The organism is Arthrobacter sp. Y3224055 (assembly GCF_059090825.1).
Genome location: NZ_JBNHGB010000006.1, coordinates 222786 through 248470, shown reverse-complemented (window position 1 = coordinate 248470; position 25685 = coordinate 222786). Strand labels below are relative to the sequence as shown.

The 25685-nt window shown below is 68.5% G+C and carries 27 protein-coding genes; 14 read left to right on the top strand and 13 right to left on the bottom strand.

Annotated features, from left to right (window positions below; translation table 11 throughout):
* Positions 1-69 precede the first annotated feature (69 nt).
* The 4 genes from AC5RTY_RS15305 to AC5RTY_RS15290 are packed head-to-tail and all read right to left on the bottom strand — an operon-like array spanning position 70 to position 3223.
* Positions 70-933 (bottom strand): phosphatase PAP2 family protein, encoded by an 864-nt coding sequence (locus tag AC5RTY_RS15305; RefSeq protein WP_494026232.1) that lies wholly within the window; start codon positions 931-933, stop codon positions 70-72.
* 55 nt (positions 934-988) lie between these two features.
* Positions 989-1198 carry a CDGSH iron-sulfur domain-containing protein gene (locus AC5RTY_RS15300; protein WP_494001678.1) on the bottom strand — a complete coding sequence of 70 codons (210 nt, stop codon included), beginning with the start codon at positions 1196-1198 and terminating at the stop codon, positions 989-991.
* A complete protein-coding gene (locus AC5RTY_RS15295) occupies positions 1134-2168 on the bottom strand; it encodes a glycosyltransferase family 2 protein (RefSeq protein ID WP_494139864.1) in 1035 nt (344 codons plus the stop codon). The genes AC5RTY_RS15300 and AC5RTY_RS15295 overlap by 65 nt, the downstream gene beginning before the upstream one ends.
* Positions 2165-3223: an iron-containing redox enzyme family protein gene (locus AC5RTY_RS15290; RefSeq protein ID WP_494026230.1), complete on the bottom strand. Its 1059-nt coding sequence runs from the start codon at positions 3221-3223 to the stop codon at positions 2165-2167. Before AC5RTY_RS15290 ends, AC5RTY_RS15295 begins: the two co-directional genes overlap by 4 nt.
* 215 nt (positions 3224-3438) lie before the next feature.
* Here AC5RTY_RS15290 and AC5RTY_RS15285 point away from each other — a divergent pair, with 215 nt between their 5' ends.
* The 3 genes from AC5RTY_RS15285 (at position 3439) to AC5RTY_RS15275 (ending at position 5227) form a co-directional block, all read left to right on the top strand.
* A complete protein-coding gene (locus AC5RTY_RS15285; protein ID WP_494139863.1) occupies positions 3439-3999 on the top strand; it encodes a type 1 glutamine amidotransferase domain-containing protein in 561 nt (186 codons plus the stop codon).
* An 80-nt stretch (positions 4000-4079) separates the two neighbouring features.
* The gene (locus tag AC5RTY_RS15280; RefSeq protein ID WP_494014602.1) at positions 4080-4640 is read left to right on the top strand and encodes a GNAT family N-acetyltransferase; all 561 of its coding nucleotides are present in this window, start codon (positions 4080-4082) and stop codon (positions 4638-4640) included.
* Between the two features lie 152 nt (positions 4641-4792).
* On the top strand, positions 4793-5227 hold the full coding sequence (locus tag AC5RTY_RS15275) for an Hsp20/alpha crystallin family protein (protein WP_494001673.1): 435 nt from the start codon (positions 4793-4795) through the stop codon (positions 5225-5227).
* A gap of 106 nt (positions 5228-5333) precedes the next feature.
* On the opposite strand, the gene AC5RTY_RS15270 is transcribed toward AC5RTY_RS15275, so the two are convergent.
* Positions 5334-6086, bottom strand: coding sequence for a SurA N-terminal domain-containing protein (locus AC5RTY_RS15270; protein ID WP_494076734.1), 753 nt, complete (start codon positions 6084-6086; stop codon positions 5334-5336).
* Between the two features lie 160 nt (positions 6087-6246).
* On the opposite strand from AC5RTY_RS15270, the gene AC5RTY_RS15265 reads away from it, so the two are divergent.
* The 4 genes from AC5RTY_RS15265 (at position 6247) to AC5RTY_RS15250 (ending at position 11258) form a co-directional block, all read left to right on the top strand.
* Entirely contained in the window at positions 6247-6690 is a 444-nt protein-coding gene (locus AC5RTY_RS15265) for a glutaredoxin family protein (RefSeq protein WP_494023471.1), read from the top strand.
* A gap of 402 nt (positions 6691-7092) precedes the next feature.
* Complete coding sequence (locus AC5RTY_RS15260) at positions 7093-8907, top strand: DUF4389 domain-containing protein (RefSeq protein WP_494139862.1); 1815 nt, start codon at positions 7093-7095, stop codon at positions 8905-8907.
* Between the two features lie 603 nt (positions 8908-9510).
* Positions 9511-10950, top strand: coding sequence for a glycosyltransferase family 2 protein (locus tag AC5RTY_RS15255; protein ID WP_494139861.1), 1440 nt, complete (start codon positions 9511-9513; stop codon positions 10948-10950).
* Positions 10896-11258 (top strand): hypothetical protein, encoded by a 363-nt coding sequence (locus tag AC5RTY_RS15250; RefSeq protein ID WP_494139860.1) that lies wholly within the window; start codon positions 10896-10898, stop codon positions 11256-11258. The genes AC5RTY_RS15255 and AC5RTY_RS15250 overlap by 55 nt, the downstream gene beginning before the upstream one ends.
* Here AC5RTY_RS15250 and AC5RTY_RS15245 read toward each other — a convergent pair.
* Positions 11255-12361 (bottom strand): copper resistance D family protein, encoded by a 1107-nt coding sequence (locus AC5RTY_RS15245; RefSeq protein ID WP_494139859.1) that lies wholly within the window; start codon positions 12359-12361, stop codon positions 11255-11257. The genes AC5RTY_RS15250 and AC5RTY_RS15245 overlap by 4 nt on opposite strands.
* Positions 12362-12521: 160 nt before the next feature.
* Here AC5RTY_RS15245 and AC5RTY_RS15240 point away from each other — a divergent pair, with 160 nt between their 5' ends.
* Entirely contained in the window at positions 12522-13589 is a 1068-nt protein-coding gene (locus AC5RTY_RS15240) for an enoyl-CoA hydratase/isomerase family protein (protein WP_494139858.1), read from the top strand.
* A gap of 51 nt (positions 13590-13640) precedes the next feature.
* Here the strand turns inward: AC5RTY_RS15240 and AC5RTY_RS15235 are convergent, their stop codons facing one another.
* The 4 genes from AC5RTY_RS15235 to AC5RTY_RS15220 all read right to left on the bottom strand — a co-directional run bounded on the left by AC5RTY_RS15235 (position 13641) and on the right by AC5RTY_RS15220 (position 17879).
* On the bottom strand, positions 13641-14444 hold the full coding sequence (locus tag AC5RTY_RS15235) for an ABC transporter permease (protein ID WP_494026219.1): 804 nt from the start codon (positions 14442-14444) through the stop codon (positions 13641-13643).
* Between the two features lie 11 nt (positions 14445-14455).
* Entirely contained in the window at positions 14456-15385 is a 930-nt protein-coding gene (locus AC5RTY_RS15230) for an ABC transporter permease (protein ID WP_493979617.1), read from the bottom strand.
* Between the two features lie 180 nt (positions 15386-15565).
* Positions 15566-16765 carry an ABC transporter substrate-binding protein gene (locus tag AC5RTY_RS15225; RefSeq protein WP_494069245.1) on the bottom strand — a complete coding sequence of 400 codons (1200 nt, stop codon included), beginning with the start codon at positions 16763-16765 and terminating at the stop codon, positions 15566-15568.
* A 46-nt stretch (positions 16766-16811) separates the two neighbouring features.
* A complete protein-coding gene (locus AC5RTY_RS15220) occupies positions 16812-17879 on the bottom strand; it encodes an ABC transporter ATP-binding protein (protein WP_494139857.1) in 1068 nt (355 codons plus the stop codon).
* Positions 17880-18063: 184 nt separating this feature from the next.
* Between AC5RTY_RS15220 and AC5RTY_RS15215 the strand changes: the two genes are divergently transcribed.
* Together AC5RTY_RS15215 and AC5RTY_RS15210 are read left to right on the top strand one after the other, a co-directional pair.
* A complete protein-coding gene (locus AC5RTY_RS15215) occupies positions 18064-18849 on the top strand; it encodes a winged helix-turn-helix domain-containing protein (RefSeq protein WP_494139856.1) in 786 nt (261 codons plus the stop codon).
* The gene (locus AC5RTY_RS15210) at positions 18846-19664 is read left to right on the top strand and encodes a PDC sensor domain-containing protein (protein WP_494139855.1); all 819 of its coding nucleotides are present in this window, start codon (positions 18846-18848) and stop codon (positions 19662-19664) included. Before AC5RTY_RS15215 ends, AC5RTY_RS15210 begins: the two co-directional genes overlap by 4 nt.
* Before the next feature lie 77 nt (positions 19665-19741).
* Here the strand turns inward: AC5RTY_RS15210 and AC5RTY_RS15205 are convergent, their stop codons facing one another.
* The 3 genes from AC5RTY_RS15205 to AC5RTY_RS15195 form a co-directional block, all read right to left on the bottom strand.
* Entirely contained in the window at positions 19742-20206 is a 465-nt protein-coding gene (locus tag AC5RTY_RS15205) for a hypothetical protein (protein ID WP_494139854.1), read from the bottom strand.
* 13 nt (positions 20207-20219) lie between these two features.
* A complete protein-coding gene (locus AC5RTY_RS15200; RefSeq protein WP_494139853.1) occupies positions 20220-21806 on the bottom strand; it encodes an SDR family oxidoreductase in 1587 nt (528 codons plus the stop codon).
* Between the two features lie 65 nt (positions 21807-21871).
* The gene (locus AC5RTY_RS15195) at positions 21872-22387 is read right to left on the bottom strand and encodes a DUF6328 family protein (protein ID WP_494014587.1); all 516 of its coding nucleotides are present in this window, start codon (positions 22385-22387) and stop codon (positions 21872-21874) included.
* 187 nt (positions 22388-22574) lie between these two features.
* Between AC5RTY_RS15195 and AC5RTY_RS15190 the strand changes: the two genes are divergently transcribed.
* The 4 genes from AC5RTY_RS15190 to AC5RTY_RS15175 all read left to right on the top strand — a co-directional run bounded on the left by AC5RTY_RS15190 (position 22575) and on the right by AC5RTY_RS15175 (position 25621).
* Positions 22575-23396, top strand: a complete 822-nt coding sequence (locus AC5RTY_RS15190; RefSeq protein WP_494139852.1) for a DUF4397 domain-containing protein — start codon at positions 22575-22577, stop codon at positions 23394-23396.
* Between the two features lie 117 nt (positions 23397-23513).
* A complete protein-coding gene (locus AC5RTY_RS15185; protein ID WP_494139851.1) occupies positions 23514-24209 on the top strand; it encodes a class F sortase in 696 nt (231 codons plus the stop codon).
* 64 nt (positions 24210-24273) lie between these two features.
* Positions 24274-24846, top strand: coding sequence for an RNA polymerase sigma factor (locus AC5RTY_RS15180; protein WP_494139850.1), 573 nt, complete (start codon positions 24274-24276; stop codon positions 24844-24846).
* Positions 24833-25621 carry an anti-sigma factor gene (locus tag AC5RTY_RS15175; RefSeq protein WP_494139849.1) on the top strand — a complete coding sequence of 263 codons (789 nt, stop codon included), beginning with the start codon at positions 24833-24835 and terminating at the stop codon, positions 25619-25621. The genes AC5RTY_RS15180 and AC5RTY_RS15175 overlap by 14 nt, the downstream gene beginning before the upstream one ends.
* Positions 25622-25685: the final 64 nt, after the last annotated feature.

Genomic DNA, 25685 nt, shown 5'->3' with positions numbered 1-25685 from the left:
GGGGTGCTAGGCAACCTTGGTCGGTGTCCCGGTCGAACCCGCCTGAGGGCATCTGCCCAGGGTGCCGCCCTAGGGTGCCGCCGGCGGGGATCTCCTCTGGGCGGGACCCCGTGCACCCCCGCGGTGCCAAACGGTCAGGTAGAGGCGGTGGGCGGTGATGACCAGCGCCAGCCACGCGGCACCGAGGGTCCAGGCGACCAGGACATCGGTGAACCAGTGGTGGCCCAGAAAGACCCTGCTCAATCCCATGGCCACCGCGAACAGGGCAGCGGCGCCGACGGTGAGGATCTTCGACCGCCGCTTGGCCTGGCGCAGGATGAGCAGGTAGGCCACCACGCCGGCGATGACGACCGCGTTGAGGGAGTGCCCGCTGGGAAAGGACGCCGAATATTCGAACGGCGGCACCGCCTCCCGCAGCGGCGGCCGGGCCCGTCCGATGAACTGCTTGGCGGCAACCGTCATTAACAGCGACCCGGCGGCGGCGGTGGTGATCAGGATGGCCGGTGTCCAGGACCGCCGGCGGAAGGTCAGGATACCCATGACCAGCAACGCGAGGATCGGCATGCCGATGGGCCCGCCGATGTTCGTGAACGCGGTCACCGCCGTATTGAGCCAGGGTGACCGGACGGTTTGTGCAGCGTCCAGGACCGGCTGATCGAATTCGGCAACGCCGTCTTCGTCGGTCACCGCCTCGTAGATCTCGGTCGACGCGACGGTGAGCAGCACGGCGACCAGCGCCCCGGCGGCCAGCGTGAGGATCAACGCGGCGTGTGGACCCAGGATGCTGCTGAGGCGGTGCATCCCGCGTGCCAAAAACCTGCCCGGTGGCGTGTTCCACCGGGTCAGGTCCCGCCCGCCCAGGAAGCGCTCTTCGCGCGGACCGTCGACCGGCCGGGACGGCGCGTCGGCGTCGTCGTTGACTTCGTCAGGCATTACGCCCCCTCAGCGGCGGTGCCGCACCACCGCGTTACGGCGCCGCACGACCGCGCTACTGCGCGGCCTTCCGCCTCGCCGCGATCAGCTTGTGCGTTCCGTCGCAGTACGGTTTGATGCCCGACGCGCCGCAGCGGCACAGGGCGACCGTCTCCCGCGTCCGGGGCACCGCCTCGCCGTCGCCGTCCACGAGGTCAAAGTCACCGCGCACCAGCAGCGGCCCGTCGGGGCAGACGACGATCTCGGTCGGTTCCTGGCTCGTCATAAATTTCTCCTATCGAAGCGTTAAAGTGGCTGAACCGCCGCCGCAGTGATGCCGGGCTGCTGGCCGCGCTCCGCAGCCGACGGCCGGAATACGGCACGCCGCCCGCCCAGCGCCAGCCCACGGCGAGCCATGAGGTCACGGCCCGCTCCAGCACCCACAGCGGTGCCCACAGCGCGGCCCGCGCGCCGAACACCCGGGCACCGCCGGCGCGCCGCCGCCCCGCTTCCGCAAGGACGACGGCGGCGGCCGCCCACGCCCCGTAGCCCGCCGGCCGGCGCGCCTGCAGCAGCAGGAGCGGGACCAGCAGCAGCTCGACGGCCAGGCGCCCGGGCTGGGTTTGCGAATCGTAGGCCTGCCGAACCCGCTGGCCCATGAAGTGTCGGAAGGTGGGCGGCAGCCGCCGGACGTAGATGCCGTCGGCCCGGATCTGGCGTCCGCCAGCGGCCTGGACCGTGCGGATCAGTTCCAGGTTCTCGAACAACACGTCGCCGCGGTAGCCGCCGGTCCTCAGCAGCAGCGAGCGGCGGACGCCGAGCGTGCCGGGGTAGTCGGACGCGAACGCCCGGTTCAGCAGGGACCGCGCGGTGTCCCAGCGGGCATGCCACGGCAGCGGGTCGAAGTAGTTCTGCGGGCGCACCAGTTCGGCCTGCGCCAGCAATTCCGCGACGGCGGCAAGGCTCTCCGGGGTGTACCGCACGTCGTCGTCGGCAATGACGACCCGGTCATGCCGCGCCTGCCGCAATCCGGTGAGCACCCCCTGGACTTTCCCGTTGGGCGTGGCCGGTCCGTCCGGGCGGAGATGCTGCACCCGCCGCCGCCAGAGCCGGTGATGCCGTTCGAACACGGGGTCGGCGGATCCGTCCACCACGGTGATGTCCACCCAGGCAGGCAGCGACATGAGGTACGCAGTCAGCTCGGCGTCGCCGGTGCAGTCCTGCCACTTCAGCGGCAGGACATACTCGATGCTCACACCGATGCGCCGGCGGCGACCGGCGCCTCTTGGCCCGGATCGAGCGGCTGGCGCAGCGCCGACCTGCCGGCATTCCACGCGTCCAGCTGCCAACCGCCGGCGAGTCCGTCCAGATAGCAGGCGCTGCCGGCGCCGAAAAAGACGTCCGCGGCGAGCGTGGGGTCCTCGGCGATCAGCCCGCCGGCGAGATCCCGTCCGGCAATCTGTTCATGGACTGCGTCCGCTTCAACATGCTCGTCGAAGTACTCGGCCACCTCGCCGTCGAAGCCCAGCCGGCGGAAGCCGCGGGCGTATTTTCCGTTCGGGATGGAGGAAGTCATTTCGTAGATGGCCAGATGCCCGCAGATGGCTCCGCGCAGCCTCCGCTGGAGCCCGAACATGGACATGGCGTTGACCGACGCCAGCGTGATGGCCGGAACCGAGTCCACATATGCGCCGAAGGACGAATTAAGGCCCAGCCCCTGCATGGTGCGCGCGAACAGCTGCGAGTGCATCCGCCCCGGCTTTCCGCCGCCGTACTCGTCCGCCTGGATCTCCACCATCGCCGACTTCGCCCGCCCGTGCAGGCGCGGAATCGCCCAGGTATGCGGGTCGGCTTCTTTGAGCTGGTACACCGAGCGGAGCACCACAAATTCCTTCGCCTGCTCCAGCGTGGCCTCGCGCGCCATGAATCCGGAGACGCTCGGCCCGCCGTCGTCGGCTGCCATCTCGAACAGCCGGTCCGCCACGGCCTGCGCCGTCAGCCGCTCCGGCACCGCCACGGACACCGACTCCCGCAGCCTCGCTTCCAGGTCTTGCTCAATCTTCGCGCGGACCTGCAGCAGCGGCAGATTCCATTCCCACCGGTCGTTCACCCCGTCCAACCCGCCGTAGTGCAGTTCGTACAGGCAGAACAGTGCCAGCTGCAGATCGTCGTCGAACAGGATGTCCGCCGTTGCGGCCAATGCCTGCTCTGTTGCGTCCTGCACCTGCGGCAGGGCGTCCGGAACGTCGTTGCGCTGCAGCGCGGCCAGCAGTGTTTCACTGACAGGACCCCGGGGATGTGGAAGCTTCACGGCGTCTCCTTATGTAGCCCGCGCATGGCGTTATGTACCGCGCTCGGCGGCGATCTGTTGATCTCAAGTGCATCCCGGCGGCCGCGGGACGTCAAGGCCCCGCCCGGCCGCTGACCCGCAGCGCGCAGCAGGAACGTCCCCCGCCGCTTGGCTTCACTTCCCAGCGGTGGCAAGGTGGGAAGAGTCCGAACATCCCCGTAGGAAGGACGGAAGACATGCCCGAAATTGCCGGCAAAAAGGTCCTGGTAGCGGTGAGTAACCGCGGCGTCGAACAGGACGAACTGAAAATCCCGGTCGAAAAACTGCGCGCGGCCGGGGTCGACGTCACGATCGCGGCACCCGAAGCCGGCGACGTGGAAACCCTGGTCGGGGACTGGGACCGGGGCGAAAAAATCCCGGTGGACAAGTCTTTGCCGGATGTTTCCGACGGCGACTACGACCTGCTGGTTCTGCCCGGCGGGACCCTGAACGCGGACCAGCTGCGGCTGGACCCGGACGCCCAGGGCATCGTGCGGTCCTTCTCCGAATCCGGCCGGCCGATCGCCGCCATCTGCCACGGACCGTGGCTCCTGGTCGAAACCGGGCGCACCCGCGGCAAGACCCTCACCTCCTACGTCTCGCTCAAGGCGGACATCATGAATTCCGGCGGCCAGTGGGACGACGAACCCGTGGTGATCGACCGCGAGCACGGCTGGACCCTGGTCACGTCCCGCAACCCGGGCGATCTGGACCAGTTCGTGGCCGCCGTCGTGGACGTCCTGGCCGAAACCACTTGAGCCCGGACGTTACGCCCGTGCAGCCCCCTTCCGCGCCGCCCGTGCCGGCCCCGCAGAAGGGAACCGGCCCCATCGCAGACATGGATGCACGCCTGCCCTTGGCTTGGCCGGAGGTCACGCCGGCGCAGGGCAGCGTGGTGCTGCGCCAATTCCGCAGCGACGACGCCCATCTGGCGTTGGAGTTGGCCCGGGATCCGTACATCCCGCTGATCAGTTCCATCCCTTCGCCGTGCCGGGAGGACGACGCGGTGGAGTGGATCCTGCGCCAGAACGGCCGGTTCACCTCCGGCGCCGGGTACTCCTTCGCGGTGGCGGACGCGGAGTCGGATCGGGCAGTGGGCCAGATCGGACTGTGGCTGACCTACCTGCCGGAAGGCCGGTCGACCGCCGGCTACCTGATGGGCCCGGCATACCGGGGGCAGGGCCGGGCGGCGGATGCGCTCGCGGCGCTCGCGGCCTTCGCCTGGACCATCCCGGAACTGCACCGGCTGGAGCTTTACATCGAGCCCTGGAACAACGCCTCGATCCGGACCGCCGAATCCGCAGGTTTCAGCCGCGAGGGCCTGCTGCGCAGCTACCAAACCGTCGGCGGGGTGCGCCGGGACATGCTGCTCTATGCCGCGGTCCGCCCGCAGGCCTGACCCATTCCCGTATATACCGGGCAGCTATACCATGTTGCCGTGCCGAACGCACCGGGTGCGTGCCAGAACCTGCACCTGCGAAAACTGAAGGGTATGACGGGCCGGCGGCGCCTGGCCGCCAGCCTGCCGTTTCTGTCACAGGAGTGTGTGCCATGAGCGATTTGTTGAGGTGGCCGCCGTTCGAGCGCCGCTCGCCCTTCGAATTGGCGGAGCCGTTCCGCCGCTTTTTCGAGGGTGAACAGGAAAAATCCATGATTCGGGTGGAGGAGGAAATCAAAGACAACGTCCTGACCATCCGCGCCGAACTGCCGGGCATCGACCCGGAGAAGGACGCCGAGATCTCCGTCTCCGAGGGACAGTTGCATATCCACGCCGAGCGCCACGAGCGGAAGGAGCAGAAGGAGAAGGGCAGCTACCGCTCGGAGTTCCGCTACGGATCCTTCTCCCGCAGCGTGCCGCTGCCCCAGGGCGTCAAAGACGAGGACATCACCGCCACCTACCGGGACGGGGTGCTCGAGATCAAGGCCCCTGTTCCCCAGGTGGAGGCGGAAACGCCGCGACAGAAAATACAGGTCAGGCGCGGGTAGGGCGCCGGTTGCGTCAGCGCCCGGAAACTACGTCAGCCGCCCCACAACTACGACGACGGTGCCCGCTAAGTCGGGCACCGTCGTCGTAGTTTCGAGAGAGGGAGAATCAGAGGTTGATCTTGACGTCCGCCTTCTCACGCAGGTCCGTGACCAGGGCCTGGGTGGCTTCGGTTTCCTTCTGCGCCTGAATCTGCTGCTCCAGGTTCGGGCGCATTTCCTTCATCGAGGGGACCTCGGCCTTCTGGCCGGTCTGTTCGCCCATCTGCTCCTGCTGCTTCTTGGCCTGCTCGTAGGCGGCCTTCAGCTCGTCCTCGGTGGGCTTGGCGTTGCCGGCCTCCTCGGCAATCAGTTTGTCCACCCGGACCTGGGTTTCCATTTCGGCATTGACCTCGTCCTCGGTCATGCCCTGTTCCTTGATGGCGGCCATGAGCTCGTCCACGGTCTTGAACTGGTTGGCCTTCGCCATCTCCTTTAGTGAGGCCTGCACGTCCTTGTCGGACGCCTTGATCCCGCGGTTGTCCGCTTCCTGAATCAGCAACTGCGTGCCGACCATGGCCTCGGCCGTCTGCTGCTTCAGCGCGTCCTGGTCCACGTCCTGCCCCGTCATCTGGGACTGCATGGCCATCTGCTGGAACTGCCCTTCGTACGCGGCGGTGAACTTGTCCTTCGGGATCTCCGTCCCGTTGACCACGGCCACCACGTCCGGGATGCCTTCAAGATCCGGCTCCGGCAGCTGGGCCTGCCCTTCCGCACCCGCGCCGGCTTCCGCGGAGGCCGCCGGGCTCGAACCGCTCTCCTCCGCCGGCGACCCGCCACAGGCGGTGAGGACGGCGATGGAGCCGGCAACGGCCAGGCTCATTAACCACTTCTTAGTCACTTTGTTCTCCCATCTCGGTGCATAAGTGAGCGACACTACTGGGCCAGCATGTGTGTTGCCGTGGCGAAAGCTGGGAGAAACCTAGGCAAAAGCGGAGGGAGGGCGACGGTGGCTGGCGGTAGGGCGCGCGTACGCTGTGTCCATGAAACGCTTCGAGCGATGGTTCCCCGCAGCGGCTTTGGCCGGGCTGGGCGTGGCTGCCCTGCTCTATAAGGGGCAGGACGGCGAATGGCTGCCCGCCATCATCTTCGCCACGCTGCTGCTGGCCGGCGCGTGGGCGGTCAGTCCCTTCTTCGGCAGCCGGCGGGCCGCCCCGTGGACCGCGTTGCGGGACCAAAGCGACGATCCTGGCCGGGTGGTCATCTTCTGGCGGCCCGGCTGCGTCTACTGCCTGCGGCTCAGGGCAACCCTGGGCCGCAACGGCCGGGCCGCCCACTGGGTGAACATCTGGCAGGACCCGGAAGGCGCGGCGTTCGTCCGGCAGCACAACGACGGAAACGAAACCGTTCCCACGGTGTTGCTGGGCGGAGAGGTCGTGACGAACCCGGAGCCCAACCTTGTCGGCCGGGCCTTGGCCGGCAGGTAAGCGCGGACTCTATCCCCGGTCCGAGCGGCTGAGTACCATGGTGCCTGCAGCCACACGCGCCGAGCGCGGCCGGGCATGTGTACCGCCGGCATTTGACGGACTGGGGCTGCCTGAAGTGCGCCGGCGTCCAGGCTGGCCTCGTTCCTGTTGGGGGCGGGAGCCGGGCCTTGGAGGGCACACTGTGACGGGGAAGCGCACCCAGGGGGAGGTGGCACTATGCGGGTTTCGAATGCCTCTGCCAGTCCCCTTGATGCGACGTTGGAGACCGCTGGGCGGATTGCTGACGCGCTGACGCACGAGAACCCGATAGCCGGGCGCCGGTCCGGCTGCCCGCATCCTGCCAACCCAGCCGTAGGCGCTTAGTCCGGGCACGGTTCCGGCACGCGCTGCGAAAGGACCGTCATGACCGCCCAACCTGTCCCGCCTCCCGCGCCCAGTCCTGCGCCGCCAGCCGCCCGGATGAAGCCGGGACACTGGGTGCTGCTGATCCTCGGCGTGCTGCTGAGCGTCGCCGGGCTGGCCTTGACCATCAGCGCCGCCGTCATTCTGGGTGCCAACGCCGTGCAGGGCGACGGCCGCTACCTGACCGGGCCGACGGAGCAGTACCAGAGCACGGGGTATGCCCTGGTCGGCCCTTCCGTGGTCGTCGACCCCGGGGCAGCGGGGATGCCCAATATTCCGCCGGTCGGAGACCTGGCCAGTTTTCAGGTGCGCGTCACCCCCGTGGTTCCGGACCAAGAGGTGTTCGTGGGCATCGCCGAGGCCTCCGACGCGGCGGCCTATCTGGAGGGCGTCTCCTACACCTCGCTGGGTGACGCCTCCCGGTCCGACGACGGAGACCGGCCGGGGCGCTCGTCGTGGTTCGATGACGACGACGAGGTGACCTCGGAAGGGGACCGCGTGCCGGCCCCGCCCGGGGAGCAGGACTTCTGGACGGAATCGACCTCCGGCAGGGGCCCGCAGCAGATTGCCTGGGACCTGCAGCCCGGCCGATGGTCGCTCGTCGTGATGAACGCCGATGCCTCCCGCCCGGTGTGGGTGGAGGTGCAGGCAGGGGCACGATCCGATGTGCTGGGACCGGCCGGGAGCGGCCTCTTGATCGCCGGGCTGGTCGGTCTGGTCATCGGCGTTCCCCTCCTGTTGCTCGGTTCCGCCGGCCTGGGCCGCGACATCGATCCGGATCGTTCCCGTCCGGGCCAGCGGCAGGGCCCGGGTCCGGACGGCATGGATCAGTACCGCCGCCCGGGCCAGGGCCCGGGAGCCGCGCCGGCCGCGAGCGCCGGGTGGGGACGGTCGACGCAGTCATACCCGGTGCTGGTGACCGGCTTCCTGGATGGCCGGCTCTCGCGCTGGCTCTGGCTCGTCAAGTGGTTGTTGGCGATTCCGCATTACATCGTCCTGGCCGTGCTGTGGTTTGCCGTGCTGGTGGCCACGATCGCGGCCGGGATCGTGATCCTGTTCACCGGGCGTTATCCGAGGTCCTGGTTCTGGTTTAACGTCGGTGTGCTGCGCTGGTCCTGGCGCGTGGGTTTCTACGGGTATTCCGCGCTGGGCACGGACCGGTATCCGCCGTTCACCTTGGCCGCCGCGGACTACCCCGCGGACCTGGACGTGGTTTACCCGCAGCGCCTCTCGCACTGGCTCGTGCTGGTGAAATGGTGGCTGCTGGCCATCCCGCACCTGCTCATTGTCGGCATCTTCACGAGTGGCACCGGTGCGGCCTGGGACCGCGGTTGGGGCAGGGGTTGGGGCGAGGACTCGTATGCTTCCCCGGCCACGTGGGGCCCCTCGCTGCTGGGTTTGCTCGTGCTGATCACGGCGGTGATCCTGCTCTTCAGCGGCCGTTACCGGCAGGAGCTGTTCGACCTGATCGTCGGCATCAACCGCTGGGCCTACCGGGTGGCGGCCTACGTCTTGCTGATGCGCGACGAGTACCCGCCCTTCCGCCTGGACCAGGGGCCGGTCGACCCGTCCGCCACGGGCGCAGCGCAGGGGCCCGTCGATCCGTCGGCCCCGGCCGCAGCGCAAGGGCCCCTCAACCCGGGGGCCGCGACTCAGGGGCAAGGGCCCGTCTACCCGGGGACCGCCCCTCAGGGGCCAGGGCCCGCCAACCCGCAGGCGCCGACAGCCCGGCCGCAAGAACCCGGGACACCCGGAACACCGCCCCCGGGCAACGGGGGACCGGAGCCGTGGACCCGCCCGCCAGGAACGACCTAAGCCAAGAGACTGCTCCCGGCAGCCTTCACCCGCGTTCCTTCTGGCCACGCAGCGGACCCAGCTAGGGTGTGTCTCCGCATTAGGCGAAGCCAGGTAAGGACGAGATTGCTCGCCGATGATTCCGGGCGGCGCCGCTCAGCCGTGTCGACCGTCGCACGCTCCGTCGGGCGCTCCCCGTAGAATCCGATCGGAGAGGGAGGGACAGTTGTGCTGGAACCGACGACGCCCGCATCGTCGATTCGGATCTGGCCGGACGACCGTCCAGCTGATCATCCTGCCGACCGCCAGGGAACTGTGCTTCTCCTACCTGCACGAGCGGGCAGGCCTCTCCGGTCCGAAACCGCCGGTTCGCACGCATGACCGGCCGCACCAACGACGCGCTGACCCTGGCCGCCCCAAAAGCATGGGGAGTGTCAACCAGATCCAAATGGGCTCGCGCACTGCCGGTCATCGACGGTTGCGGCATGGGGGTGCTCCGACGTGTTCAAGCCGCCACCACGGGTCACATAACAACTTGAGCAAACGCAGCGGATAACCCTGCAGGCCCCAAACCGGTACCCGCTATTCTTCAGCTGAGACGTTCATTCCAGCAGGAGCGGGTGTATGGAGCGGGGGCGGTTCAAACGGGGAGTCGGCGCGGTCATTGGGGTGACTGCCGCGGGCGCGGCGACGGGGCTTTGGTCCGCCGTTGCCGCAAACGATCGGGAAGCGCCCGCTTCCCCCTCCGAAGGCGTTATTTTCGGGCTTTGGAGCTTCCTCTACGACACGCAGGCTCCTCCCGCGCGGGTGATTCTGGCGGCCGCTGCCCTGGCGCTTCTGCTTGTGACCGGCATAGCGCTGCTCGAGCGGCTCGTGTCGACCAGATCGCGCCGCTCCATCGACCACCGGGCAACTCCCCTGGCTCCGAGGCTGGTGATGGCCGCAACCCGCGGTGTCTACGCAGGCCCGGTCACGGTGACCGTGTTGATTCCGGCCCACAATGAGGAGGCTTCCCTCCCCGAAACCATCGCTTCCCTGCTGGCCCAGTCGCACAAGCCGGAACGAATCATCGTTGTCGCCGATAACTGCACCGACTCCACCGTCCGACTTGCCGCCGAAGCCGGGGTCGAAGTCTTCGAAACAGTGGACAACACGCAAAAGAAGGCCGGAGCGCTGAACCAGGCGCTCAAGATGCTGCTGCCCGGACAAGGCGACAACGACGTCGTCATGGTGATGGACGCCGACACGAGACTCGATGACGGCTTTCTGGCGGCCGCGGTCCAACGCTTCACAGACGACCGCGCGCTGATGGCTGTGGGCGGGTTGTTTAACGGGGAGGAAGGGCACGGGCTGCTTGGCCAGTTCCAACGCAACGAGTACATCCGTTATGCCCGCGAGATGCGCCGCCGCCGCGGCCGGGTGTTCGTGCTCACCGGCACCGCCTCCCTCTTTCGTGCCGCTGCGCTGCGCGCGGCGGCACTGCAGCGCGGACAGTCGATTCCAGGCAAGCCAGGTGACATCTATGACACGGCGTCACTGACGGAAGACAACGAACTAACCATCGCGCTGAAGTCTCTCGGCGCCCTGACGATCTCCCCGGCGCAGTGCACGGTCGTCACCGAACTGATGCCCACTTGGCGCACCTTGTGGGCGCAGCGCCTGCGCTGGCAGCGCGGTGCCCTGGAGAACATCGGCGCCTACGGCGTTACCCCACAGACGCTTCGTTACTGGGCCCAGCAACTGGGCATCGGCTACGGCGTCATTGCCCTGGGCTCCTACCTGCTGCTCATCGCGCTGATGGTGCTCTCACTTGATGATTGGATCTTGTTCCCATTCTGGCTCGGGATGGGTGCCCTGTTCGCCGTGGAACGGACGGCCACGGTGTGGAAGGGCGGCTGGCGGGCACGCCTGCTAGCACTCACGCTGTTGCCCGAACTGTTCTTCGACATGTTTATAAACATCGTCTACGTCAAAGGAATCATCGACATATCCCTGGGCCGGAAGGCCACATGGAAGCACGTCACGCGTCGCGGCCCGGCAGCAGCAAGGGCGGCCCGGTCATGACCGGCGCCTACTTCATACTGCCCGCCGGAATCCTGCTTCCCGAACCGATCCTGCACTCCGAACTGTTCGCGGTCCTAGCGGCCTTCGTCGCCATAAACACCGTCATGTATGCCGCGCTGGCCGTGACCAAGATTCTACCCAAGGTCTACCCCGCCGACTGGATGCGCAGAACCAACCAGCGCTCCGAGACGCGCAGCATCCACCCTGACACGCGCCGGGGGCACGCTCGTTCCGGCGGACGCCGAGCTGACGGAATGGCTGTCCCTGCCCCGCCCGTCGTGGACATGCCACGCCGCGGAACCAGCTAGGGCAGAGGTGTCCGGGCCAGCGCTATCGCCAGGCCGTAGGCCGCCGCCATCACCATGAGCTCGGCGGCCGTCAGCTTCAGGAACGGCCGCAGCGGCACGGGTGGAGCCGGCAGCCGGGGATCCGCCGCGGCCGGGAGGCCGGCGGGAGCAGGTCCCCGGGCGGCAAGGGCGCGCAGCGTGGTGCGGCGATGCAGCCAGCCGCACACGATCAACAACGCGAACGCCGCCGCCTTGCCCAACACCAGGAACCCGTAGCCGGAGGCCAGCGCGGCCGGGGCCTGCACCTGGAGAAGGGCATTGACCAGGCCGCTGGCAGCCACCGCCGTGGCGCAGCCCAGTGCCAGCGTGCTGTAGCGCCGCATGGTCCGCAGGAAGTCGTCGGGCGCCTGCAGCGCCAGGTACGCCACGCCCGCCAACCCGCCCGCCCAGAGGCCAGCGGCGGATACATGAAGGCCCAGGCTGGCAACCGCGAGGAAGTGTTCGTCGTGGCTGGAGGCGTGGCCTGCCAGCGGCGGCATGGCGAGGGCTGCCACCAGAAGAATCAGGGCCAGTCCCGCGCCGGTCGCCGTGCGCGAGAACCGCGCGGTCACCGCCGCCACGACCGTCAGTACCGCCTGGAAGAGCAGGACCCTGCCGGGCCTGACCTCCAAGACCACCCGCATCAGCTCCGCGGGGTCCAGCTGGGTGACGGGCACGCCGAGCAGTTCGCTCCCGGTAAACCACAGGCGGACCACCACGGCCGGCACCGCGGCGGCTCCCAGTGCGGCCGCCACGACGACCAGCCCCCGGCCAACAGTCGACAGTTCCTGACTTCCCGCGGGGAGGGTAAGCAGGGCAACGCAGGCGAAGCCGACGGCCAGGACCACGCAGACGGTGGCCAGCAGCGTTGCCGCCGGGAGCCCCCAAGCGGTCGCTGCTCCCGCCGAGGGCAGACCCGGCAGGGGCGGCGCGACCGCGCCTCCCGCGGCAAGTCCCAGGAGCATCAGGCCGGCTCCCAGCAGCAGGCAGCAGCCGGCGACAGCCCACACCGGCAGCCGGCGCAGGGGCATTTCCGGAGGTTCTGATGCCGGCTGCGTGCCCGGTTTCGCGTCGGGATGGGTCATTCGTGCAGGATAGGGCGCGCACCCCGCGGCGTCGAGAGGCTGCGGGCCGCCGGTCGCCTTCAACCGTGGTCGCCTTCAACCGGTATCGCCTGCAACGCGACGTCGGCGGCCGCCCCACGCCCGCTGACGCGGCGGCCGCCGCCGGGTAGGCTGTGCTGCGATGAATACCAACGAGATACTGCTGCAACGCAACGGCCGCCTGGGCCACATCGTCCTGAACCGCCCGAAGGCCATCAACGCCCTCAACGACTCGATGATCACGTCGATCACGGCGGCCCTCCGCGAGTGGGCCGAGGACGACGCCGTCGAGACCGTCCTGATTTCCGGCGCCGGGGAACGGGGACTGTGCGCCGGCGGCGACATCGTGGCCATCTACCGGCACATGAAGGACGGCGGCGACCAGCTCTTCTGGGAAGACGAGTACCGGATGAACTCGCTAATCTCCCGCTACCCGAAGCCGATCGTCGCGTTCATGGACGGCGTGGTGCTCGGCGGCGGCGTCGGAGTGTCGGCACACGCCTCCTACCGGGTGGTGACCGAGCGGACCAAGATCGGCATGCCGGAGACCCGGATCGGGTTCATTCCCGACGTCGGGGGCTGCTTCCTGTACTCGCGGGCACCGGGGGAGCTCGGCACCCACCTCGCGCTGACCGCGGGCACCGGGACCGGAGCAGATGCCATCGTGATGGGCCTGGCCGACTACTTCGTGGACAGCGCGGAGCTCCCGGCCCTGGCGGCCGCGCTCGCCGAAGCCCCGGCCATCGAAGCCATGGCGGCCTTCTCCCACACGGACGTCCCGGCGTCGGACCTGGAAAAGGAACGCCACTGGATCGACGAGTGCTACGCCTACGACGACGCCGAGCAGATCCTCGCCGCCCTGCGTCACTCGCCGGTCCCGGCCGCGCGCGCCGCCGCCGAGGAGATCGCCCTGAAATCGCCCACCGCCGTGAAGCTCGCGCTCGAGGCACTCCGCCGGGCGGGCAGGATGGAGACCCTGGAGGAGGTGCTGGACCAGGACTACCGCCTGGGCATCCGGCTGGTCGCCGCCCCGGACTTCGCCGAGGGCGTGCGCGCCCAGGTGATAGACAAGGACCGCAATCCGCGGTGGAACCCGGCCACGCTCGCGGAGGTGGACCGTGCCGCCGTCGAGTCCTACTTCGCGGACCTCGGCGAGGACGAACTGGGCCTGGCCGCATCCGTTGCGGCACAACCAGCCGCGGGCAGCTAGACGAACGGCGCGGGCCCCGGAAACCGGGAACCCGCGCCGCTCCTGCTGTTGCTACTTCTTGTCGTCTCCGGTCATCCGCTGGCTCAGGTAGACCGGGATCATCGACACGATGATCAGTACCGCCGCGATCACGTTCACCACCGGCGCCTGGTTGGGCCGGGCCATGTTGTTGAAGATCCAGATGGGCAGGGTCTCGGTTCCGGGCGGGGCGGTGAAGGTGGTCACCACAATCTCGTCGAAGCTCAACGCGAAGGCCAGGAGGCCGCCGGCCACGAACGCCGAGCGGAAACCCGGGAAGGTGACCTGGAAGAAGGTCTTGACCACGTTGGCGCCCATGTCCATGGCGGCCTCTTCCAGGCCCTTGTTCATCCGGCCCAGCCTGGCCTGCACGTTGTTGAACACCATCACGATGCAGAACGTCGCGTGGCCCACGATCACCGAGAACAGCCCGAGGCCGATGCCCAGCGGTTCCAGCACCGTCTTGAACGTGTTGTTCAGCGCCACGCCGGTGACAATGCCCGGCAGCGCGATGGGCAGCACCACCAGCAGGTTGACCGTGTTCTTCCCGAAGAAGTCATACCGGGAGAGCGCGAACGCGATCATGCTGCCCAGCACCAGCGCAATCACGGTGGCTACCGTGGCCACGCGCAGCGAGGTCCAGAGCGCCTCGCGCACGCCCTCGTTGCGGAAGGCCGCTTCCCACCAGCGGGTGGTGAATTCGGTGATCGGAAACGCGCCGGAGGTGGTGGCGTTGAAGGAGTTGACGATCACCAGCAGCAGCGGCAGGTAGATGGCGGCCATCACCAGCCCGGCGAACAGGCGCAGGGTGACCTTGGCGGAGGAGGAAAGTCTCATCGGTGAAGTTCCTAAAGCTGCTTGAGGGCGCCGGACTTGCGGGCCAGGAAGAGGTACAGGACAACCACCACGATGGGCACGGTGCCGAACGCGGCGGCCAACGGCGGATTGAGGTTGATGTTGGAGGCGATCACCGTGCCGATCACCTGCGTTTTCCCGCCGACGAACTGCGCCGCGATGTAATCGCCCAGGCTCAGCGAGAACGTGAAGATGGACCCGGCAATGAACGCCGGCTTCAACAGCGGGACGGCCACCGTGCGCACTGTGGACCAAGCCTTCGCGCCCAGGTCCGAGGAAGCGTCGAACAGGTTGTCCGGGATCTGGCGGAAGGCCGAGTACACCGGCACCGCCATGTACGGGAACCACAGGTAAGCCAGCGTGACCACCAGCGCCGCGGTGCCGTAGCCCGGCCCGGTCATGCCCAGCGGGGCCAGCAGCCAGTCCAGCGGGCCGCCGCTGGAGAACGTGATGCGCCAGGAGAACACCTTCACCAGGTAGCCGGCCCACAGCGGCAGCGTGATGCCGATGGCCAGGACCGCGCGCATCCGCGGCGAGGCGACCTTGGCCATGTACAGTCCCAGCGGCAGCGCCAACGCGGCGCACAGCACGGTCACGGCCAGCGCGATGCCGATGGTCCGCAGCGCGGTGAACTGATAGGCCGGCACGGTCAGGATCTCCACGAAGTTCTCCACGGTGAACGCGGGGATCACCTTGGAAGTGAAGGAGTCGGTGGTCCAGAAAGCGGTGATGAACAACAGGATCAGCGATCCGATGTACAGCACGCCCAGCCAGGCCAGCGGCAGGGTCAGGAGCGCGGTCAGCCGCAGTTTGGGCCGGGCGTAGAGCAGTCGGGAGATCCGGTCGCCCAGTCCGCTGCGCTCGCTGCCCGGCGCCGAGGCGCTGCCGGCTGCGGCCTCCGGTTCGATCGTTGGTGCTGCCATGGTGGTTTCGGCGGGCCTGCCCGCCGTTCCTCCTTCAGATGCGGTGCTGATCAGGATGCGTGTGCACGGCCGGCGGGGACACCGCCGTCGTGCTGGGGGAATGCCTCCAAAGCAGGGGCACGACGGCGGTGCTCACCGCGCGCCGCGCCCCTGCCATGGGGAGGGTGCTGGAGGGAGGGACTAGCCCTTGACCTCGGTCCAGGCCTTGGTCCACTCCTGGTAGTTGGTGCACGTGGCGTCGGTGCGGCCGTCAATGCACTGCTCCACCGGGGTGGTCCACATCCACACCTGCTTGTAGTACTCCTCGTCCGTGGCGTGGTAGGTGGCGCAGTGCTCCTCGTTCTCCTTGGAGCCTTCGCACGCCAGCGCGTTGGCCGGAGCCATGCCAAAGTTCTGGGCCATCTTGGCGTTCACCTCGGCGGAGGAGGCCCAGTCCATCCACTGGTAGGCGCAATTGGGGTTCTTGGACTGCGCGGAGAGCATCCACGTGTCGGACCAGCCGGTGGCGCCTTCCTTCGGCAGCACGGACTCAACCTTTCCGCCGTCGGCCTGGGCGATGTTCACGATGACCTGCCAGCCGGTGCCCAGGGACGCGGTCCCGGAGGAGATGGAGGAGACGGCCTTGAGCGCGTCGTTCCAGTACTCGCCGGCGACGCCGTTCTGGGTCTTGAGCAGTTCCACCGCTGCGGCCAGCTGCTCCTTATCCAGCGCGTAGGGATTGGTGATCCCCAGGTCCGGCTGGGTGGCCATCAGGTAGAGGGCCGCGTCGGCGATGAAGATGGGCGAATCGTAGGCCATGATCTCGCCGGCGTACTCGCTGTTCGGGTCCCAGGTGGCTTCCCACGAGTCAGGGGCTTCGGGCACCGCTTCGGTGTTGTACATCAGGACGTTGGCGCCGCGGCCGATGGGAACGCCGTAGGTCTTGCCGTTGAGCGTGTCGTAGATCTGGCCCTTCAGGCCGTCCACGATGTGGCCGAAGTTCGGGATCAGGTCGGTGTTGATCGGGGCCACGTCGCCGCCGGCAATCAGGCGCAGCGAGGCGTCGCCGGAGGCCGAGACCAGGTCGTACTCGCCGGTGCGCATCAGCTGGACCATCTCGTCGCTGGTGGCGCCGACCTTGCGGTTGACCTTGCACTGGGTCTCTTTTTCGAACTCGGTGACCCAGTCGGCGTCGGGGTTGGTGGAGCCGTCCTCGACGAAACCGGCCCAGGCAATGATGTTGACTTCGCCCTCGGACTCGCCCACCTCGGTGGCGGCCGGGAGGTCAGGGACCTGGATGCCGCCGCCGGCGGACGAGGCGGGAGCGGAGCCGCCGCAGCCGGCCAGGACCAGCGAGAGCGAGGCGAGTGCCGCCAGCGGCAGTGCCTTGGTGATCTTCATGGAGTACCTTTCCTTCAGGGTGCGTAGTGAGGTAGTTGGTGCGGGACTAGACGGTGTAGTTGAAGCGGGAAGACCACTGCAGCCGGACCCGGTCGCCGCGCTGGGCGCCGGAGGCGCGGGCATCGTTCGGCTCCTGGACAATCAGGGTCTGCCCGACGGCGGTGCGTGCCACGAAGCGGGTGGCGGGACCGGTGTAGATGACCTCCTCGATCAGCGCTTCCACGGTGGAGAGGCCATCGGCTTCCGCCGGCTCGTCGAGGCGTCGGATGTGGATCCGCTCCGGCCGGATGCTCAGCAGCGCCTCGGAGCCGGTGAGCTGTTTGGCCAAGGCGCCCTCCACCAGGTTGGTGTTGCCCAGGAAGGAAGCGACGAACCGGCTGCCGGGGCGCTCGTACAGGTCCTCGGGCGTGCCCACCTGTTCCACCACGCCTTCGTTGAAGACGGCGACCCGGTCCGAGAGCGTGAGCGCTTCTTCCTGGTCGTGGGTCACGAAGACGAACGTGATCCCCACCTCGCGCTGGATTTGCTTCAGCTCCACCTGCATCTGTTCGCGCAACTGCTTGTCCAGTGCGCCGAGGGGCTCGTCCAGCAGCAGCACCTGCGGGCGCAGGACCAGTGCCCGCGCCAGGGCAACACGCTGGCGCTGGCCGCCGGAGAGCTGCGAGGGCAGCCGGTCGGCCACCCGGGGCAGGCGGATCATCTCCAGCGCTTCGTTCACCAGCCTGCGGCGCTCGCTCCGGGGCGTCTTGCGCAGCTTGAGCCCGTACTCCACGTTCTGCGCCACGCTCAGGTGCGGGAAGAGCGCGTAGTCCTGGAACACGGTGTTGACGTCGCGTTCGAACGGCGCCTTGCGAGTGACGTCGCGACCGGCCAGGTCGATGCGGCCGGAGGTGGGGAGTTCGAAGCCGGCGATCATGCGCAGCACGGTGGTCTTCCCGGAGCCGGAGGGGCCCAGCAAGGAGAAGAACTCGCCCTGGCGGATGTCCAGGTCCAAACCTTTGACGGCGGAGAAGTCGCCGAAGGTCTTCGCGACCTGCTGCAGGGAGATGGCAGGCGTGGCGGAGGCCCCCGTGCTGTCCGGCGCGGTGGTTGCGGAGGTGGCTGTGACTTGCACGGCTGGGTCCTTTCAAGAGGGCTGATGTGGCGTGGACTACATCGTCTTGCCTTAACATATGAAACCAGAGGTTAAATGTAAAGCGGGTCACATCGGGTAGATTTCTTGTTACGGCCCGTTCCGGCCGCAGGCGCTCCGCCGCGTCCTGCCGTCCTGCGGGCGGTCCGTCTGGAAGGATCGACGCATGCCTAAGGAATCACCGCCACGCCAGCGCTTGCTCGCCGCGGTCTTCGCCCCGCTGGGCGAGGGCGGCAAGGCGCAGCGCGTGGAGGACCGGATCCTGGAAGGGATTGCCGCGGGTGTGCTGGCCGACGGCGACCGGCTGCCCAGCGAGGCCGAGCTGGCTTCCTCCATGGGCGTGGCGACGGTGACGGCCCGGGAAGCCTTGGTGGGCCTGCGATCCCGCGGGCTGGTGGCCACCCGGCGGGGCCGCGACGGAGGCACCTTCGTCACCGTCCCCGCCGGACGGCGTGCGGAACTGGTCCGCGACCGCCTGGGCCGGATGAGCCGGGTGGAGCTGCGCGACCTGGCTATCCATTACCGTGCCATCGCGGCGACCGCCGCCGAGCTGGCGGCGGATTTTGCCGATCCCGACGACGCCGAAATGCTGCGCCGGATCTTGCATGCTCCCCGGTCAACAGGCACCGGCGGAGCCGTCGTCGGCGATTTCCTGCTGGAGTTGGCAGCCTTGAGCCAGTCGGCGCGGCTGACGCGTGAATTCGTCCGGCTCTATAAGGACTTTGGTCCGTTGTTGTCGGTGTTGCACGAGGACGCAGAGTTCGACGCCACGATGGTGCAGATGTGCGACCGCATTGCCGATGCGGTTGCCGCAGCCGATGCCGCCACGGCGCGCACAACAGTGACCGAACAAATCCAGACCGGATTGGCGGCGCTGATCGACGAACACGCCCGGCTGACCGACCGGCCCGCCGGCCCGACCCGCGCTACCGCCCAAAGGAGGACGGGATGAACTCCATGGCCCAACCGGTATCAGCACGTGCGGCGGATCCGCTCGCCGAGGTCACCGGATTCTTCGAAGACATCCTGGCCGAAGTGAACGCGTGGGTGCCCGCCTTGGCCGGGTTGTTTGAGGATCCGGCCCGGCCGCCGGGCGGCAAGCAGGTGACCGCGACCATGCAGCCGCTGGTCGCTGAGCTGGTGGGGAGGGAGGAAAGGCCCGTGGTCGGCGCCGGCTTTGTGGCCGCCGCCCACGCGGTGGCCGACGCTTCCTGGCACATGGCGTGGTGGCAGGGCGAGAGCATGGAGCGGCTGGTCTTGCCCGCCCTGGCATCGGCCTCCGACGCCTACATGCGGCGTGAGTGGTTCACCCGGCCGATGGAGACCGGCCTGCCGCATGTCACCGGACCCTACGTGGACTTCCTCTGCACCGACGAATACACCATGACCATGACTGTCCCGGTCGCAGCGGGAGTCGCAGCGGGAGAGCGGCGGGTCGGCGTGGCGGGCGCCGACGTCTTTGTCGCGTCGTTGGAACCGCTGCTGCTGCCGGCGCTGAAGAGCCTGCACCCGGCGGCGTCCCTGGTCAATCGTGCCGGCCGCGTGGTGGTCTCCGCCGACGCCCAGCTGGCCGCCGGCACGCTGCTGGCGCCGGGTGCCGTCCCGGCGGCCGGTCCGGCGGCAGGGATGATCGGCGATCCCGGAAGCCAGGCCGCTCCGGCCCGCCCCCGGACGGTGCCGCCCCGCGGCGATCGGTACAACGATGTGGACCTGGTCGTGCTGGACTGTGGCCGGCTTCCGCTGGCGGTTGTGTACCCGCAGGCGTAACGGCCAGATCGGCGGCGCACACGTCTTGGCTCAAAGGCTGTCCCCTGGAAACCGGTCCGAGTTCGTGCCGGCCGCGATCAGGTGCCGGCGTCCCGCTGGCCCGGGGCGTTTGCCTCGTGGTTTCGGAGCCCGTGGGTGCGCCGGTCCTCTTTCATGGCGGCTTCGAACAGGTGCTTGCGGCCGCCGGCCAGCGTTTCACGTGCCTGCCGCTCCAGCTCCTTGAAGGGACCGTAGTAGATCTCGTCGTACTCGTCGATGATCTGGAACGTCCAATGCCCCTCGATGACGTTGCGGCCGACGATCTCCCGGTCGACGCGCTCGGCCAGTTGCCGGTGTCCGGCCTTGCGCAGCAGCTCCACCGCCTCGCCCAGCGCCAAGTCGGCCGTACCGGTGAGCCGGTGAAAGCCGTACAGCAGGCCGCGGGCGTGCTCCACCGCTTCCAGCGCCTCCGAGATCTTGCCCAGGGCCTCAAGGGTGGCGTCGTCGAGGCCCTCGGGGCGCCGGTACTTTTCGGCGGGCACGTCGTCAGGTTGCTTTGTCATGGTGGGCACTCTTTCAAGTTGTCGCGTCACCGGCAGCCCCGAGCCCGGCGGCCCCCAGCCCGGCAGCGTTGCGTCCGGCGGCCGATTCCGCGGCGGTCGCCTCACCGGCACCCCCGAGCGCGGATGCCCGGCGGATGATGTTTCGGGCCATGGAGGGGAAGATCAGCCCGTGGAACGGGAGCACCAGCCACCAGTAGAGCTTGCCGGAGAGCCCGGTGGGGAAGTAGATGGCGCGCTGCCGGTAGACGCTGCCGCCGTCCGCGGGGACCACCGACAGTTCCAGCCAGGCCTGGCCCGGCACCTTCATCTCGGCGTGCAGCCGCAGCAGCCGGCGCTCCGGCGCGTCCTCGATGGCCTCCACCCGCCACCAGTCAACGGCGTCGCCCACGCTAAGCCGGTCGGCATGCCGTCGGCCGCGGTTGAGCCCGGCGCCGCCCACCAGCTTGTCCAGCACGCCCCGGATGGCCCAGGCCGCGGGCCACGAGTACCAGCCGCTGTCCCCGCCGATCCCTTGGATCACCCGCCAGACGTCCTCGGCCGCGACGGTGGAGCCGCGTTCCCGCGCGTCCACGAAGACGGTGCGGCCCGCCCATTCAGGGTCGCTGGGCAGCGGGTCTGACGGCGGGCTGTTGGAGGCGTTGGTCCAGCTGGTTTCCACCTCGCCGCTGGCCATCTTGCCCAGCGCCAACTGCACAGCGCGGCGGTACCCGGTCAGTCCGCCCTCGGGCGGCGGGATGTAGCGGTCGATGTCGTGTTCCGCGGAGACGGCGTCGTGCTGTAGGGACTGCACCAACGGCACGGCCATGGCGTGCGGGATCGGGGTCGTCAGCGCCACCCACCAGCCGGCCAGGGCGGGAGCCGGAATCGGCAGGGCATAAATCAGCCGCCGCGCCAGCCCGGCCTCGCGCGCGTACCCGTACATCAGTCCCGCGTAGGTGATCCGTTCCCGCGAGCCGATGTCGAAGGTGCGGTTCAGCCCGGCCGGCAGCTCCGGCGCCCGTTCCAAGTAGTGCAGCACATCGCTGATGGCTATCGGCTCCACGGTGCGCCGCACCCAGCTGGGTGCCGGCATGACCGGCAGGTTTTCGGCCAGATGCCTGATCATCTCGAAGGAGGCGGAACCGGAGCCAATCACGACGCCGGCCTGGAAGACCGCCGCCGGCACCTCGCCTTCCAGCAGCGCCCGGCCCACGGCGGCCCGCGAACGCATGTGGCGGGACAGCTCGACGTTCTCCGGATGCAGCCCGCCCAGATAGACGATCCGTTGCGCCCCGGCCGCGGCCGCAGCGGCCGCGACCGTGCCCGCTATCGCCAGTTCGCGCCCTTCGAAGTCGGTCCCGGAGGCCATGGAGTGCACCAGGTAGAACACCGTCTGCACGCCGGCGCAGGCCAGCTTGGCGTCGTCGGCGTCGGCGAGGTCGCCGGCAACAACGTCCACTTCGTCGTGCCACGGAACGGCCTCGAGCTTGCCCGGTGAGCGGACCAGAACGCGCACGGCGTAGCCGCGGGCCAGCAGCCGCGGAACCAGCCGCCCGCCAATGTAGCCGGTGGCGCCGGTGACCAGCACCAGCTGCGGCGTCGGTTCCGGTGGAGTGGCCATGACGCCATGCTTCCACCCGCGCCGGGCCCTGTCACGGGGTCAAGGGCCCGGAAAGCGCCGGACGGTCAGTCCCTGGAGCGGGGCTCTGCGCCGCTCAGCCCGCGCCGCAGCAGGTACGGCAGGATCCACAGCAGGAAGAACATCGCCACCAGCACGCCGCCGCCCACCGCCAGGGCAGGGACATCGCCGGCGATCACGTCCACGATGAACGCCACACAACCGGTGGCCAGCAGCCCGATCCCCAGCACCGCGACCCTCACGATCCGGTGCCCGTGCGCCACGGTCGCGTCTTTGAGGTGCAGCCCGAACAGCTGGCGGTGGATCGCCACCGGCGTGAGGATCACGCCGGTCATGAGCGCCGCAAGCACCAGCAGCGCGATGTACAGGCTCACCTGGTACGGGGCCAGATCGCTGAAGCGGCTCTGGAACGGAAGCGTCATCAGGAACGCGGTGATGATCTGCGCGCCGGTCTGCATCACCCGCAGCTCCTGCAGCAGCTCGTTCCAATTCCGGTCCAGCTTCTCCTCGAAGGTCTCGGTCCGGCCCTTTGAATGTTCGTTAACGCGATCTTCCGTAGCCATAGGAAAAACTTAGCGTCTCCGGCCGCTCTCCACTCAACCGGGAGGCGCGACGGCGGGGCGCATCCCGAGGGGAGAGACGCCGCCTAAAAAATTTCCATGAAAGTGCATCCAAATACCCCGCCCGGACAGTAGTAGGGGTGTAAGCACCGATCAGCCCGGAGCACCCGGGCCGTTGAAGGAGAACAAAATGCGCAAGAGCATCGTTACGGTTTCAGCCCTGGGGCTTCTGGCACTCGGCGCGGCAAGTCCCGCCCAGGCGGCCGAACAGGAAGCCCAGCTCTCGGTCCTGCACGGCGTCCCGGATTTGACCGTGGACGTGTGGGTGAACGGCGAACGGACGCTGGATGACTTCGCTCCCGGCGACCTGGCCGGTCCGCTGGCACTGCCTGCGGGCGAGTACTCGCTGGCCATCACCGCCTCGGACGCCGAGAACGCCGACAGCCCCGCCATCGGCCCGGTGGATGTCCAACTGGAAGGCGGCGGCAACTACACCGCCGTGGCCAACCTGGACGCCGAGGGCAATCCAACCGCCAACCTGTTCACCAACGACGTCTCGGCCATCGAGGCAGGCAAGGGCAAGCTGACCGTGCGGCACACTGCCGCCGCCCCCGCCGTCGACGTGCTGGCCGGAGGATCTCCGGTGATCCAGGGCCTGTCCAACCCGGACGAGCAGACCCTCACCCTCGACCCGGGCACGATCTCCGCGGCGGTGGCTGCGGCGGGCACCACCGAACCGGTGATCGGCCCGGCCGACGTGCCGGTGGCGGAGGGCACCCACACGATTGTCTATGCCTGGGGCAGCCTGAATGACGGCAACCTGGCCCTTGCGGTGCAGAACATCGAAGGACTGCATTCCGCGCCCGGCGCCGTGCCGGGCGGCATGTCGGGCGCGGCCGCAGAGGCCGGCCCGGACTACACCATCGCCGCGGTTGCCGGCGGAGCAGTGCTGCTGCTCCTCGGCACCGGCGCAGTCGCCCGTCGCAGGCAAGCGGTTCGCACCACCGACTAACTGCGACGGGTCCGAAAAGAAGCCGGCGGCGCCAGCCCGGGGCGCCGCCGGCTTCCATCGCTTTGGCGCCGGCAACCATCGCTTCGGCACCTGCAACCACCCCTTGAGGAAAGAATCATGACAACCGTACCGACGACGACGATGGGCACCCGCGTAGGGCTCCTGTGCTGCGGCGTCTTGATCGCCGCTACCGGCTGCGCCGCACCGATGCAACCGGCCGCGGGTCGGCAGCTGGTTCCGGCGGCCTCCCCGGCAGCTGTTGGAAACCCCGCAGGGCCGGTCGAAACCGCTGTTCCGGCGGTCGACAAGATCCCCGACCCTGCCGACATTCCGGTGCGGCTGGCCGCGCCACTGACCGCCGCCAATCAGGAGACGCCGCCCACCCGGCTGGTCGTGGCCGGCACGTCAATCGATGTGAGCGTCGTCGACGTCGGCGTCACTACGGGTAACGCCATGGAGATCCCCGAGTCGGTGGAGCAGGCGGGTTGGTACCGCTACGGTGCCGCGCCGGGTGACCGGGCGGGGACCGCGGTGATAGCGGCCCACGTCGACACCTTGGCGGGCCTGGCTCCCTTCTCCGAACTGAGGCAGCTCGAACAGGGCACCCGCATCACGGTGGAACGGGCTGCCGCCGGTCCCGTGACCTACCGTGTCACCGAGGTGGCCCTGATGGACAAGGACGATTTCGACGGAAACGGCATCTTCCGCCGCGGTGGACAACCGCTGCTCAAGCTGGTCACCTGCGGTGGCCAATGGCTGGACGCGCGAGAGGATTACAGCCACAATGTGGTTGTCACGGCAGTTCCCGACTGACTTTTCCGGTCCCGCAACAACTGTTCGCGTGGCGTTTCCTCCGACCAACCGGAAGGACGCAGGCTTGGTACCTCATCCTTTCGAAGCGTGGGACACGGACATCGACGCAGCCTTCGCGGCGGGTGAGGAGGCTGCCATCGCCGATGCCTACCGGCACCTGGCCCCGCTCGTCCACACGCTGGCCTCCAGGGCCCTGCAAGACAAGTCCGCGGCGGACGATATCACTCAGGAAGTATTCATCCGGGCGTGGCGATCGCGGGAAGGATTCGATCCCGCGCTCGGCCGGTTGCCCGCATGGATCGTGGGGATCACACGCCGCGCCATCGCCGATGCCTATTCCTCCGCCGCCCGCGAGCAGCACAAACTGCGGGCCGTTTCGGCGGTCATGCCGGACCCCGAATTCGCCCGGGACTCCCAGTCGCCGGAGGTCCTCGCAGACCGCCTGCTGCTGGACGATGAGCTGGAACGGCTGGGCGAACCCAAGGGCTCCATCATGCGCCTGGCGTTCTACGAGGATCTGACCCACGAGCAGATTTCCCACCGGCTGGACCTTCCCGTTGGTACCGTCAAGAGCCATATTCATCGCAGTTTGCACCACCTGAGGAGCCGATTGGAGGTCGACCATGCAGCATCTTGAACCGGAACTGATCAGCCTGCTGGCGCTGGACGACGCCGTCGGCAATCAATCGGACAGGGACCATCTGCGCCGCTGCAGCCAGTGCGCGGAGGAGTACCACGCGCTGCGCCGGGCGGTGGAGGCGGTAAGGGCCAACCCCGAACCAACCCTGGAGCCGCCGGATCCGGCGGTCTGGGAAACCATTCACCGCGAACTCGCCCTTTCCCCCGAACTGGCCGCGGACCCATTGCAGGGTCGTACGGAATCAGCGCCGGCCGGGCGCCGGCCGTCCCGGACCGCCTCATCCCGGGGGGTATCTGCCAAGCCCAAGGCTGCCCGGCGCCTCCCCGCCGGGCCTCCGTCCTCCCGGCGCGTTTCCTCCCGGCACCTGCCCGCCTGGCTGGCCGCGGCGGCCGCGGTGGCGATCGTCGCCGCCATCGGCATCTCCTGGGGCGTCACCCGCAACGCCGCCACGCTGGCGCAGGCGCAGTTGGAACCGCTGGAGCAATACGCGGCCACCGGAACGGCCCGGGTAGTGGAAGCCAACGGCACCAGGGAGCTTGAGATCCGGCTGAGCGAGAACGAGGCGCAGGGATACCAGGAGGTGTGGCTGATAGCACCGGATTTGTCCGCCCTGGTCAGCCTCGGCGTGATGGACTCGGACACCGGCAGGTTCGCCATCCCGGACGGGCTGGACCTGTCGAAGTTCCCCATCGTTGACGTTTCGGACGAACCGCTGGACGGAAACCCGGAGCACTCCAGCGTCAGCATCGTCCGCGGCACCCTCGACACCTAGCCGTCCCCTCCGGTCACGACAGGAAGGTCCCGCAGCGCACCCGAACATCCCTCGACAGCCGGAG

Coding starts and splice junctions, on each gene's coding strand:
- AC5RTY_RS15305 (WP_494026232.1), bottom strand. CDS start 933: ATGCCTGACGAAGTCAACGACGACGCCGACGCGCCGTCCCGGCCGGTC.
- AC5RTY_RS15300 (WP_494001678.1), bottom strand. CDS start 1,198: ATGACGAGCCAGGAACCGACCGAGATCGTCGTCTGCCCCGACGGGCCG.
- AC5RTY_RS15285 (WP_494139863.1), top strand. CDS start 3,439: ATGCCCGAAATTGCCGGCAAAAAGGTCCTGGTAGCGGTGAGTAACCGC.
- AC5RTY_RS15280 (WP_494014602.1), top strand. CDS start 4,080: ATGGATGCACGCCTGCCCTTGGCTTGGCCGGAGGTCACGCCGGCGCAG.
- AC5RTY_RS15275 (WP_494001673.1), top strand. CDS start 4,793: ATGAGCGATTTGTTGAGGTGGCCGCCGTTCGAGCGCCGCTCGCCCTTC.
- AC5RTY_RS15270 (WP_494076734.1), bottom strand. CDS start 6,086: ATGAGCCTGGCCGTTGCCGGCTCCATCGCCGTCCTCACCGCCTGTGGC.
- AC5RTY_RS15265 (WP_494023471.1), top strand. CDS start 6,247: ATGAAACGCTTCGAGCGATGGTTCCCCGCAGCGGCTTTGGCCGGGCTG.
- AC5RTY_RS15260 (WP_494139862.1), top strand. CDS start 7,093: ATGACCGCCCAACCTGTCCCGCCTCCCGCGCCCAGTCCTGCGCCGCCA.
- AC5RTY_RS15255 (WP_494139861.1), top strand. CDS start 9,511: ATGGAGCGGGGGCGGTTCAAACGGGGAGTCGGCGCGGTCATTGGGGTG.
- AC5RTY_RS15250 (WP_494139860.1), top strand. CDS start 10,896: ATGGAAGCACGTCACGCGTCGCGGCCCGGCAGCAGCAAGGGCGGCCCG.
- AC5RTY_RS15245 (WP_494139859.1), bottom strand. CDS start 12,361: ATGACCCATCCCGACGCGAAACCGGGCACGCAGCCGGCATCAGAACCT.
- AC5RTY_RS15240 (WP_494139858.1), top strand. CDS start 12,522: ATGAATACCAACGAGATACTGCTGCAACGCAACGGCCGCCTGGGCCAC.
- AC5RTY_RS15235 (WP_494026219.1), bottom strand. CDS start 14,444: ATGAGACTTTCCTCCTCCGCCAAGGTCACCCTGCGCCTGTTCGCCGGG.
- AC5RTY_RS15230 (WP_493979617.1), bottom strand. CDS start 15,385: ATGGCAGCACCAACGATCGAACCGGAGGCCGCAGCCGGCAGCGCCTCG.
- AC5RTY_RS15225 (WP_494069245.1), bottom strand. CDS start 16,765: ATGAAGATCACCAAGGCACTGCCGCTGGCGGCACTCGCCTCGCTCTCG.
- AC5RTY_RS15215 (WP_494139856.1), top strand. CDS start 18,064: ATGCCTAAGGAATCACCGCCACGCCAGCGCTTGCTCGCCGCGGTCTTC.
- AC5RTY_RS15210 (WP_494139855.1), top strand. CDS start 18,846: ATGAACTCCATGGCCCAACCGGTATCAGCACGTGCGGCGGATCCGCTC.
- AC5RTY_RS15205 (WP_494139854.1), bottom strand. CDS start 20,206: ATGACAAAGCAACCTGACGACGTGCCCGCCGAAAAGTACCGGCGCCCC.
- AC5RTY_RS15200 (WP_494139853.1), bottom strand. CDS start 21,806: ATGGCCACTCCACCGGAACCGACGCCGCAGCTGGTGCTGGTCACCGGC.
- AC5RTY_RS15195 (WP_494014587.1), bottom strand. CDS start 22,387: ATGGCTACGGAAGATCGCGTTAACGAACATTCAAAGGGCCGGACCGAG.
- AC5RTY_RS15190 (WP_494139852.1), top strand. CDS start 22,575: ATGCGCAAGAGCATCGTTACGGTTTCAGCCCTGGGGCTTCTGGCACTC.
- AC5RTY_RS15185 (WP_494139851.1), top strand. CDS start 23,514: ATGACAACCGTACCGACGACGACGATGGGCACCCGCGTAGGGCTCCTG.
- AC5RTY_RS15175 (WP_494139849.1), top strand. CDS start 24,833: ATGCAGCATCTTGAACCGGAACTGATCAGCCTGCTGGCGCTGGACGAC.